7 protein-coding genes and 1 pseudogene are annotated in these 11,640 nt (G+C 61.4%); 5 read left to right on the top strand and 3 right to left on the bottom strand.

Annotation, left to right across the window (positions count from 1 at the left end):
• Positions 1–91: 91 nt before the first annotated feature.
• Positions 92–1,207 (bottom strand): Gfo/Idh/MocA family protein, encoded by a 1,116-nt coding sequence (locus IQK56_RS03245; protein WP_122308532.1) that lies wholly within the window; start codon positions 1,205–1,207, stop codon positions 92–94.
• A gap of 307 nt (positions 1,208–1,514) precedes the next feature.
• Between IQK56_RS03245 and IQK56_RS03240 the strand changes: the two genes are divergently transcribed.
• Both IQK56_RS03240 and IQK56_RS03235 read left to right on the top strand, forming a co-directional pair.
• On the top strand, positions 1,515–2,555 hold the full coding sequence (locus tag IQK56_RS03240; RefSeq protein ID WP_193863727.1) for a WD40/YVTN/BNR-like repeat-containing protein: 1,041 nt from the start codon (positions 1,515–1,517) through the stop codon (positions 2,553–2,555).
• A 15-nt stretch (positions 2,556–2,570) separates the two neighbouring features.
• Positions 2,571–4,945: pseudogene (locus tag IQK56_RS03235) on the top strand (efflux RND transporter permease subunit).
• 50 nt (positions 4,946–4,995) lie between these two features.
• Here IQK56_RS03235 and IQK56_RS03230 read toward each other — a convergent pair.
• On the bottom strand, positions 4,996–8,121 hold the full coding sequence (locus tag IQK56_RS03230) for a dermonecrotic toxin domain-containing protein (RefSeq protein ID WP_341869479.1): 3,126 nt from the start codon (positions 8,119–8,121) through the stop codon (positions 4,996–4,998).
• Positions 8,122–8,131: 10 nt separating this feature from the next.
• Positions 8,132–9,643: a hypothetical protein gene (locus IQK56_RS03225; RefSeq protein ID WP_193901532.1), complete on the bottom strand. Its 1,512-nt coding sequence runs from the start codon at positions 9,641–9,643 to the stop codon at positions 8,132–8,134.
• Between the two features lie 204 nt (positions 9,644–9,847).
• Here IQK56_RS03225 and IQK56_RS03220 point away from each other — a divergent pair, with 204 nt between their 5' ends.
• The 3 genes from IQK56_RS03220 (at position 9,848) to IQK56_RS03210 (ending at position 11,636) form a co-directional block, all read left to right on the top strand.
• A complete protein-coding gene (locus tag IQK56_RS03220; RefSeq protein WP_193863703.1) occupies positions 9,848–10,138 on the top strand; it encodes a DUF5629 family protein in 291 nt (96 codons plus the stop codon).
• On the top strand, positions 10,125–11,300 hold the full coding sequence (locus tag IQK56_RS03215; RefSeq protein WP_150760680.1) for a lactonase family protein: 1,176 nt from the start codon (positions 10,125–10,127) through the stop codon (positions 11,298–11,300). The genes IQK56_RS03220 and IQK56_RS03215 overlap by 14 nt, the downstream gene beginning before the upstream one ends.
• A 156-nt stretch (positions 11,301–11,456) precedes the next feature.
• Entirely contained in the window at positions 11,457–11,636 is a 180-nt protein-coding gene (locus IQK56_RS03210) for a hypothetical protein (RefSeq protein ID WP_122307088.1), read from the top strand.
• Positions 11,637–11,640 lie beyond the last annotated feature (4 nt).

The raw sequence follows: 11,640 nt of genomic DNA, 5'->3' as shown, positions 1-11,640 counted from the left end.
GTGGGAGGAGGCTTGCCTCCGATAGCGGTGCATCAGCTAAAAATATACTGGCTGACACTCCGCTATCGGGGGCAAGCCCCCTCCCACATTTTCAAACCGTGCCCACTTTTACCCAGCGCTCCTCGACGGCCGCCACGCGAATCGCCGTCGCCAGCCGCTCAACCTCCCATGCCGCTTCAAAGTCAGTGCCATCCGCACCCTGGCCAGCCACCGCCATGATCAATTCCTGTACTTCCAGGGTCTTCAACTCGTTGTAGCCCAACTGGTGTCCCGCCGCCGGGCTGAACGCCGCATAACCGGGCAGGGCCGGGCCGGCCAGCAGGCGCTGGAAGCCGTCCTGGCCGACGCGGCACAGGCGCAGTTCATTCAAGCGTTCCTGGTCGAACGCCAAGGTGCCTTGGGTCCCGCTGATTTCAAAACTCAGGTGGTTCTTGTAGCCATGCTTGAGCCAACTGCTGCTCACCGTCCCGCGTGCGCCATTGGCGAAACGCAGCAGGGCGTGTACCTGGTCATCCACGGCGATAGGTTTGAGCGCGTTGCTGCCTTTTACGGCTGGGCGTTGAGCGTGGACGGTCTGGGTATCGGCGCAGACGCTGAGCACATCCCCGACCAGATAGCGCGCCATCGACAGCAAGTGGCTGCCCAGGTCGGCGAGGGCGCCGCCGGCATGTTCCACTTCGCAGCGCCAGGACCACGGTGACGCGGGATCAGCCATAAAGTCTTCGCTGAACTCGCCCTGGAAACTGATGAGTTCACCCAACTCGCCGCTGGCAATCAGTTGCCGCGCCAGGGTGATCATCGGGTTGTGCTGATAGTTGTAGCCGACCCGCGTGACCACCCCGGCGTCACTGGCGGCGCGGCGCATGGCGTCGGCCTGTTCCAGGCTCACGGCCAGGGGTTTTTCGCAGTACACCGCCTTGCCGGCGGCAATCGCGGCCATGGCCATCGGGTAGTGCAGGTGGTTGGGGGTGGTAATAGCCACGACGTCGACGTTGGGGTCGTTGATCAGCGCCTGCCAGTCGCCATGGGCCTGGGCAAACCCCCAGGCCGTGGCGCAGCGCTGGGCGCGTTCGGTGTCGGCATCGGCCAGGGCGGCCAGCTTCAGGGTGACTGGCAGTTCGAACACCGCCCGGGCATTGTTGAACGCCAAGGCGTGGGCGCGGCCCATGAAGCCTGTGCCGATCAAGCCGATTCCGAGTTCACGCATAGCCGTGGTCCTTTGGATTATTGTTTTCAGGAAGTGTATTAATGGAATAAAAATTCCCATAATTCAATAGATGGAATAAAAATTCATTATCGCTGCGGCAATCACCCCGGCGAATGCAGCTATATTCACCACGTGGCCAAAAGCCGCCAGTTAACAAAAGATAACGTAGCGCCGATTGTCAGACGATTCCAAAGCCCGATAGGATGGCCCCTGCTTCCTTCAGGCGCTCTAGATTGCAGGTTTCAGAGCCCGGGAAGGCAAGACCTAACAATAATAAATGGGAGAAAGGTCTATGAGTGAGCCTGTCATGGGTTGGGTTGTTTGCCGCCCACGCGCCGCACGCAGGGTTGCGTTGCTGGCCACAGCGCTCTCGTTGCTGGCCGGTGCCGCGTTGACGACACCGGTGCTGGCAGCCGGCGATACCCCCGCAGCGCCTGCGTTTGCGATTGAGTCCCCCAAGGCCGCCAAAGGCCTGATGATCGACGTGGTGCAGGCCGGCAAGCGCCTGGTCGCCGTCGGTGATCGCGGGCACATCCTCTATTCCGATGACCAGGGCGCAACCTGGACCCAAGCCAAAGTCCCCACCCGCCAGTTGCTCACGGCGGTGTTTTTCGTTGACGACAAACAAGGCTGGGCGGTCGGCCACGATGCGCAGATCCTCGCCAGTTCCGACGGCGGCATCACGTGGACCCAGCAATACCAGGACCTCAAGCGCGAAGCGCCGCTCCTCGATGTGTGGTTCAACGACGCCAACCACGGCCTGGCCGTGGGCGCCTACGGTGCGCTGATCGAAACCACTGACGGCGGCAAAACCTGGGCAGACGTCAGCGACCGCCTCGACAACGAAGACCAATACCACCTCAACGCCATCGCCCACATCAAGGACGCCGGCCTGTTTATCGTCGGCGAGCAGGGCAGCATGTTCCGCTCCAGCGATGACGGCCAGACCTGGGAAAAACTCGAAGGCCCTTACGAGGGTTCGCTGTTCGGCGTGATCAGCACCGCCCAACCGCAAACCCTCTTGGCGTACGGCCTGCGCGGCAACCTCTACCGTTCCACCGACTTCGGCAGCACCTGGGAGCAGGTCGAGTTGAACGCCACCCGTGGCGCCCTGGAGTTCGGTTTGTCGGGCGCGACCTTGCTGCAGGACGGCTCAATCGTGGTGGTCGGCAACGGCGGCAGCGTGGTGGTCAGCCACGACGATGGCCAGACCTTCAGCGTGTTCAACCGCCCGGACCGTATTTCACTGTCGTCGGTCACGGCGGCGGGCAATGGCAACTTGATTCTGGCCGGGCAGGGTGGCGTTCGTGTATCGACGCCGACTGGCGCTGAGCTCGTAAAACAATAAGAAGGCGGGGACAGAATGAGCAGTCATCACAACGATAAAGCGACCTTTCTTGAGCGCCTGATCTTCAACAACCGCCCGGCAGTGATCGTGATCTGCCTGTTGGTAAGCGTGTTCCTGTTCTGGCAGGCGACCCTGATTCGCCCGTCCACCAGCTTTGAAAAGATGATCCCCCTCAAGCATCCCTTCATCGAAAAGATGATGGAACACCGCAACGACCTGGCCAACCTGGGCAACACGGTGCGCATCTCGGTGGAGGCCAAGGACGGCGACATCTTTACGAAGGACTACATGGAAACCCTGCGCCAGATCAACGACGAGGTGTTCTACATCTCCGGCGTCGACCGCTCGGGCCTCAAGTCGCTATGGAGCCCCAGCGTACGCTGGACCGAAGTGACCGAAGAAGGCTTCGCCGGCGGTGAAGTGATCCCGCAAAGCTACAACGGCTCGGCGCAAAGCCTCGATCAACTGCGCAACAACGTGCTCAAGTCCGGCCAGGTCGGGCGCCTGGTAGCCAACGATTTCAAGTCGAGCATCGTCGATATCCCACTGCTGGAGTCCTACCCGGACCCGCAGGACCAGGGCAAATTGCTGGCCCTGGATTACCGCAAGTTTTCCCATGAACTCGAAGACAAGATCCGCGACAAGTTCGAGGCGCAGAACCCCAACGTCAAGATCCACATCGTCGGCTTTGCCAAGAAGGTCGGCGACCTGATCGACGGCCTGGTGATGGTGGTGCTGTTCTTCGGCATCGCGTTCGTCATCACCCTGGTCCTGCTGCTGTGGTTCACCAACTGCCTGCGCAGCACCATCGCGGTATTGAGCACCACCCTGGTGGCGGTGGTCTGGCAACTGGGGCTGATGCACTTCTTCGGCTTCGGGCTGGACCCGTATTCGATGCTGGTGCCGTTCCTGATCTTCGCCATCGGTATCTCCCACGGTGTGCAGAAGATCAACGGTATCGCCCTGCAGTCCAGCGAGGCGGATAACGCGTTGACCGCGCCCGGCGCACCTTCCGGCAACTGTTCCTGCCGGGGATGATCGCGATCCTGGCGGATGCGGTCGGGTTCATTACGCTGTTGATCATCGACATCGGTGTGATCCGTGAACTGGCCATCGGCGCGTCCATCGGCGTGGCGGTGATCGTGTTCACCAACCTGATCCTGCTGCCGGTGGCGATTTCCTATGTCGGCATCAGCAAGCGCGCCATCGCCAAGAGCAAAAAGGACGCAAACCGCGAACATCCGTTCTGGCGCCTGTTGTCCAGATTCGCCAGCGCCAAAGTCGCACCCGTCTCGGTGTTGCTGGCGTTGGTCGCCTTTGGCGGCGGCCTCTGGTACAGCCAGAACCTCAAGATCGGTGACTTGGACCAAGGCGCACCGGAGCTGCGCCCGGACTCGCGCTATAACAAAGACAACAACTTCATTATCAGCAACTACTCCACCAGCTCCGACGTGCTGGTGGTGATGGTCAAGACCAAGGCTGAAGGCTGCTCGCGCTATGAAGCCATGGCGCCCATCGACCAGTTGATGTGGAAGATGCAGAACACCGAGGGAGTGCAGTCGGCGATCTCGCTGGTGACCGTGTCCAAGCAGATGATCAAGGGCATGAACGAGGGCAACCTGAAGTGGGAAACCCTGTCGCGCAACCCGGATGTGCTGAACAACTCCATCGCCCGCGCCGACGGCCTGTACAACAACAACTGTTCCCTGGCGCCGGTGCTGGTGTTCCTCAACGACCACAAGGCCGAAACCCTTGATCGCGCCGTGCATGCGGTGCAGGACTTCGCCAAGGAAAACAACAAGGACGGCCTGGAATTCATCCTCGCCGCCGGTAACGCCGGGATCGAAGCTGCGACCAACGAGGTGATCAAAGAGTCGGAACTGACCATCCTGATCCTGGTGTACCTGTGCGTAGCGACCATGTGCATGATCACCTTCCGTTCCTGGGCCGCGACCCTGTGCATCGTGTTGCCGCTGGTGCTTACCTCGGTGCTGGGCAACGCGCTGATGGCGTTCATGGGCATCGGCGTCAAGGTCGCGACCCTGCCGGTAGTGGCATTGGGTGTGGGGATTGGCGTGGACTACGGCATCTACATCTACAGCCGCCTGGAAAGCTTCCTGCGTGCGGGCCTGCCATTGCAGGAAGCCTATTACCAGACACTCAAGTCCACCGGTAAAGCCGTACTGTTCACCGGCCTGTGCCTGGCAATCGGCGTGTGCACCTGGATCTTCTCGGCCATCAAGTTCCAGGCCGACATGGGCCTGATGCTGACCTTCATGTTGCTGTGGAACATGTTCGGCGCACTGTGGCTGCTGCCGGCGCTGGCAAGGTTCCTGATCAAACCCGAGAAGCTGGCAGGGCAGAAGGGCAACTCGTTGTTTGCCCACTGATGTGAAATGCGTGGTGGCGCCTGCTGTCGATCTTGACCCCAGGCGCCCCCTCACTCCCCGAACGACAAAAACCAACGCTGCGCCAACGCCTTGCCAATCATCCCCCGGTGCACGTCAACCACCGCCTGCGAACTCTCGGCCTTGGCCAACAGCGAGTAATAACTCTGCTTGCGCTGCTCGCGGGTCTTCAAGTGCGCAGCGGTGTAGTCGGCGTTTGGAGTATCGATGGCCGGGTAATGAAAGTGCGCGTACCACACCGGCTTACCCTTCGGGTCATTGATCGCGTACTCCTGGATGAAGTCCCGACGGTCACCGCTCAACTGAATGCGTGCACCCAACCGAGCCACATTCACCTGGCGCCGATCGAGCAAGTATTCAAGGTTAGCGTGGGTGGGGGGCAGGTCCAGGCACAGTTGGGTGCGCAAGCTCGCGCCCAGGGTGTTCAGCCTGGCGCCGGCCTGGCGCATGTCGTTGGCCAGCGCCTGATCGGCGGCGGTCCTTGCGCTTTCGGGCTGGGCCTGGATCGCCTGCTCCAACTCAGTGGCAAGTTTGTCGTAGCGGGTTGCTTCGTAGTCAAGGACCTCCTGCACCTCAAGCGGATGCCGGCTGATCGACTTGTAATGCTCACCCCTGCGCACATGCTCTTGCAGCATGGCCAGCAGTTTGCGCGCTTCGCCCTTAACCAGGCTCAAGGCTCGCGGGGCGGCCGCCGCCGGCACCGGTGCCTGCACGACATACTCCACCCACACATCGCCCTGCTGTGAGTAGCTCGACAACACCTTGTTATTGGTTTCATCCCGTACCTCGACCACCTCGACGTTGCCAATAGGGTGCAGTTCGCCGATCAGGGTGCCTTTGCGGCGGGTCTTGATGACTCTTTTCGTCGGTCGCCCAGCCACGACCTGCGGCTGCTTTGGCGGTTGGCTGCTGGTATGGGCGACGGGTTTGACTTCCCTGGACAAACGCTGGTTCACGTTCTGATAAAGCGCTTCGATTATCGTCAGCAGCTTGGTGTTGTACACCGGGTCCAGTACGTCAGCGTCCACAATCGCCAGCCCCTGCAAGGCGTCGAGTGCACGACCGTAGTGCTCCTCCAGGCTCTCCAGCACGCTCAGGCGCTCACTGGCCGTCAGCTCCAGGTTGTTGAGTTCAGCGTGGGTGCGTACATGCTCATGCAGCGGTGTGACCACGGTATTGAAGGCCTGGAATAGCGGGTGCTTGAAGTCTTTGACAATCAGCCGCTTGACGCTGCGAATTTGCAAATCCTTGAGCGCCAGCGAGTTGAGTTCGTTGGGGCGGCCCTCCATCATTCGATTGAACGCGGTCCTGCCGGCGGAGCCCAGGCCATACAGGTGCTCCAGGTAGCGGTCCTTGAGGTCCAGCCAGTGCATGCTGCGGTCATTGATCTCGATCACCTGCTCAATGAACTGCCGATACGCCTGCGGGTTGCTGAGCACTGCCCGGTGCAATTCGGGGCCATCGATGGTGAAGGCCTGGTAGCGACGATAGAGGTCCGTTCGGTCGTCCTCGGCGCAGAGCACATGTTTACGTGCATTCTTGATAGCGTTTTCCAACAGGGTCAGTACCGTTTTCGGCGGCAGCGGCGCCCTCAATTCATCACGCTCCTTGAGGCTGTCGAGGATCTTTTGAAATCCATCGGTCTGGGCTTTCAGAGTGGCATCGTAGTGTTTGCGGGCGTCTGCCTTTTGCCTGGTCGTGAGGTTGGGAGCGTTCTGTGCCGCTTCGGCGGCGTCTATGCCCTGTTGGACTTGCTCCTGACTTGAGAACAGCTGCTGAAAGTCGTCCGTCAGTTCTTTGATGCGCCGGGCCTTGCGCTCTCGCTCGGCAGCGATTCGTTTGGGGGGCATACCGCCCAGCAGACGAAGCCGCATGTCGATCGACCACACGCCTTGCTCGTTGCCGCGCAGATAGGGGCCCAGTCGCGTGGTGTCCGCAGGATCAACGATTCGTACGTTGAAAGCCTCTTCCAGGTCGATCCGAAACAGATCCCCATTAACCCGTGCATGCCAGTGGTTGTCGATCACATACAAGCCCTTGCGCGGGCCGTTCAGCACCGGTCGTGGCAACTCGGCAGGCAGGGGCACCTTGAATGTAGCGAGGTTGGCGCGTTGGCTCGGTGTCAGGCGATAACGAGCCTGGGCAAAACTGAAGTCCAGGGCGGTGTGACTGCCTTGTGGCGGTTCCCCGGGCAATGACACCGTGCCTTGGCGAATCAGGGGCGGCGGCGGTGCGGGCCATTGGTCCGAGTTGCGCCGCCGTGCGGGCTGGCGCAGGGCCTTTTGACGGATGGTGGGCGCCAGCGTGGGCCGTGAAGCCAGGTTGGCCGGGGAGTCCAGCAACGCCGTCGCGACGGTCAGCAGCAGGTCGACAGCCGCTTGTTCACGGGACTCGGGGGATTGGCTGTCGAGCAGTTGAATGTCCCGGCTAAGGTTGCCGAACAGGGTCAACAGCCATCCCACAATCATTGACGGCCCACGCAGCAAGGGTTGCAACAGGCCGCCAAACAGCAAACTGCTGCCTTCCATCAACACCTGCCAGCGGCTTTCACTGTTGGACGTAGATTCCCGCTCGGCCTGCTCCACCAGGGCTCTGCCGTTGTCGCTGAACAGATAAGACATCAGTCGCCCGGTGACCAGGCATTGGTGAAGTTCAGCGTTGACGCCGTCGCTGGAGAGGGTGGCGGGCGCCGGTGTGCGGCGTGATGCGAACTCATCGCCCTGACCGAAGCGCAGGTAATGGGGTTCATGAAAACCACCGTGGTCGTAGATCGGCCGGGCGATGTCGGGCAGCCAGGTCAGGACGCTGGTTTGCAACTCGCCGGGTTGCGCGATCGCGTTGAACAGCGCTGTGCGGCTGGCGAACTCGCGCAGTGGTTGGGAGTACAAGGGGCGATAGAGCAGGTGAGGGCCATGGGTCAAGTCCTGAAATTCAATCAGGTACATGTTGCTGACCACATCGGCGCTTGCATCCGGGCTGCGGGAGAGGGACAGGTGACGAATCATCACCGGTTTGTTGTCGACCTGCTGATTCGCACGGTCCACCTGCATCAGGGCCGCGACCATCTGCGCGCCGCGTTGGGATATGCCCGATTCACCCTTGAGATGCAGTTCCAGGGCCTGCAACGGCAACTGCAGCGGCTGTTGCGCGGCGAACAGGGTTTCGCGCTCACGGGCGCGGGGGGGTGTCGCCGAGCAATTGTTGCTTGAGCAGCAACGGGTACTGTTTGCCGATGTTGACCCGCTGAATCAGGCCGGCGCTGCCGTTGATGTAGGCGGCTGTCAACCAGGCCGGCAAAGCGGTGCCCAAGCGATGGGCAACCGACATCGTGCCGCTGGGCTGGCCAGCCAGGTTCTTGATGGCCAGTTCAGTCAGGCTCATGCGAACCCGCTCCACAATGCCGGCGGTGCCAGGGTAGCCGGCGGCGACCACGAAAGTCAGTTCCACATCATCGGGGTGCAGGGGCGTGTCGCCGGCAGCGCTCGCTTCGTGTTCCATGGCCTGCTGCAAGGCCCGAACGGTGAAGGCATGCAGGTCATCGATGCCGCTGAGGAATGTTCGCCCACCCGCCTGTTTTTTGGCCGCCGCCAGCGCCAGGCTGTAGTGCCGATAGCGGTCACGGTTTTCGGCAGTGGCATTGCGCAAGGGCTCCGGCAGGCGCGTGCGTACGGCATCGAGCAGATGAATCGGACCGTCTTGGGCATCGAGAAAATACAGGCCCGGATCGGTGAGCTCCTGGTACAGCGTCTCCAGGGTTTGCGGGCTCTGGTCGAGCGGTAATGTCAGGGCCCCCAGGTTTTCCATTTGCAGGTTGAAAATGCTCGCTGCCTGATGATCGAAGATCGAGCCCTCGGGCTCGTAACGATTGCAGGTGAGGGTCTGCGCCTGATACTGCGCGCCGAGGCGCTGGCCCCACGCCTGGGTGAAGGCATCCATGGACACGAAGTGCTCAACCCGCCCGCTCGGCGTGCACAGCAGCACCGGGGCGGTGCCGTTGATGGTGCGGGTCAGCAGCAGGTGTTCCGACAGCAGCCGGGTGGTCTGGCCGGCATTGTCGATCTGCGTCATCAAGCCGTAGGCGAACACGGCGTTGTCGCCATAGCGGGCGACGCGTTGTTCGCGGTCCGGTGTGCCGATGAGTTGGTCGAGGGTTTGCCGCGAGAACTCATCCAGGTCGGCCTGGCGCAGGGTGCTGGCCCGCAGGGTGCTCAGGAGCATATCGCTGAGCCACTGCCAGCGGCTGAGTCCGCTGTCGGCGTCTTGATTCCAGTACTCGGCCACGGCGTCCTGAAGGGCGATCGGCAGTGTCGAGGGCAAATCCCGGATCAGCCCTTCAATAACCGTCATGTCCAGTTTCTCCTGGCTGGCACCCGCCAATGTCAGGCGCTTGGGCAGTTCATCGGACAGGTAATAGAACAGGTCATGGCGGTCACGGAAATCCAACGGGCCGTCGCTCCCCAGGTACTGCAGGACGACGTCCATCAGTGACTGGAATTTCCAGCCTTTGGTCGCCAGGGGAATCGCCAGGTGCGTCAGGGACAGGTCGATGGTCAATGAGGGGTAGCGCTCGCGAATGGCGCCGTTCAGCAGCGTCTGGACGACGCTGGCCAAGGTTGGGCGGCTGGCAAACTGCCGGGCGACGGCTTTGGCGGCCAGTGGCGCCGAGGGTAGCGGTTGCATAGGGCTAAAAATCCTTTTTTGGGTCGGTACGGGCGAGCCGAGTCACCACCGGACGGAGCGTCCAGCGTCTGGCTGCGCAGGGCCAAGAATGGCCAGTCGTGCGCGGGGGAGGGCGGTAGCTGGCTACCGCTGGACAACGCGAGGCGGGAAAGACGCGTGGGATTGGCCTATCATCAGCGTCTTTCTGACTGATGAATGCCCCTGATGACTGCCGACAATCTGACTACCGTCCTTCAAAACAGCAATATGCTTGAAATCGATGGGCTGCACGCCTTCGACTTCACGCTTAATGCAGACACGCTACTGATCACCGCCATGGACGGCCGTGCAGAGAAACGGTGGACGTTCAGCCTGGCCCAAGTGCAGGCCGCGACCTTCGATGACACCTTGCAAAGCTGGACCCTCTCCGGTGACGCGGGCGAGCACCGCCTGATCTGTGTGAGCGCTTTCACCGGCAACAATAACGACGAGGATGACGAGCATGATGATGCGTAAATTCTGGCCCCTGCTGATGGCGGGCAGCGTGGGTGCGATGTCGGCGCAGGCTGCGCCGGCTGACACTTATGAACTGCTGGTCGGCAGCTACACCGCGGGCACCAGCGAAGGTATCTACCGCCTGCAGTTCGACAGCCGCACCGGCCAGTTCCAGGGCCCGCCGGTACTGGCGGCCAAGGCTGCCAACCCGTCGTGGCTGACGGTCTCCAAAGACCAGAAGCACCTGTTTGTGGTCAACGAAAACGGCCCCGGCCAGAAGGACGCTGTAGGCCGGGTCAGCAGCTACAGCATTGATCCGAAGACTCATCAGCTCACCCTGATCAACCAGGTACAGAGCCTGGGTAACGAGCCGACGCACTCCAGCGTTGCCGGGGACGGACGTTACCTGTTTGTCGCCAACTATTCGGTGCTGGAAGATCCGGGCGGCAGCCTGGCGATTCTGCCGGTGGACGCCACCGGCAAGCTGTCGGCGCCGGTGCAGTTGAGCGGCCACCCGGCCAGTCGCGTGAACCCTGAGCGCCAGGCCTCCAACCATGTGCATTCGGTGGTGTCGTCGCCGGATGGCAAGTACGTGTTTGTGCAGGACCTGGGGGCGGACAAGCTGTTTGCCTACCGCTACGACCCCAAGGCCAACCACGAACTGCCCTTGACCCCGGCCGATCCGGCCTCGGTGCAGTTGCCCCCTGGCAGCGGCCCGCGTCACTTGCTGTTCAGCGGCGATGGCAAACATGCCTGGCTGACCACCGAGATGAGCGCCCAGGTCGCGGTGTACGATTACCACGACGGCAAGCTCACGCAGAGCCAGTTGGTGGAGTTCGCCGCCGGGCAACCGGTATCCGACAAAGCGGGCGCGGCGCTGCACGCCTCCGGTGATGGCAAATTCCTGTATGTGAGCAACCGTGGCACCGCCAACCAGATGCTGGTGTTCAGCATCGACCCGGCGACCGCGCACCTCAAGGAAGTCCAGCGTCGCTCCGTGGAAGGTGACCACCCGCGCGAATTCAGCCTGGACCCGAGTGGCAAGTTCCTGCTGATTGCCAATCAGAAAAGCAATGAAATCGTGGTGGTCGAACGTGACCCCAAGACCGGCCTGCTGGGTAAAACCGTGCAGAAATTACCGATTGATGCCCCTAGCGACCTCAAGTTCCTGCTGCGTCAATAAGCCACAGGCCCCGCATTGCGGGGCCTGAGCCTTTCTATTAATTGTATTGATAGCGGTTAGTGTTTCAAAGCATTTCTAAGGCTCAACCCTCGGGCGTAAGTTGGGTTCCAAGGCCTTCACCGGCCACCCAACCAAACGAACACAAGGGTTACCGACATGAACTTCAATCTCTTCCCGATCATCGCCGCCTCCGCTGTTTCGGCCACCGTAGCCTTGCCCGCGTCCGCCAGCGTGGACATCAGCGGCAAGCAGTCGAGCACCAGCGCCTATACCCAGAAATACCTGCAACAAAGCGCCAATTTCTATGCGGCCCTGGATCACAAGACTCAGCACTGAACGC

Origin of the sequence: Pseudomonas cyclaminis (assembly GCF_015163715.1) — a bacterium.
Taxonomy (GTDB): Bacteria; Pseudomonadota; Gammaproteobacteria; order Pseudomonadales; family Pseudomonadaceae; genus Aquipseudomonas; species Aquipseudomonas cyclaminis.
Note: the sequence above shows the minus strand (reverse complement) of the source record. Positions and strands in the feature narration are given on the sequence as shown.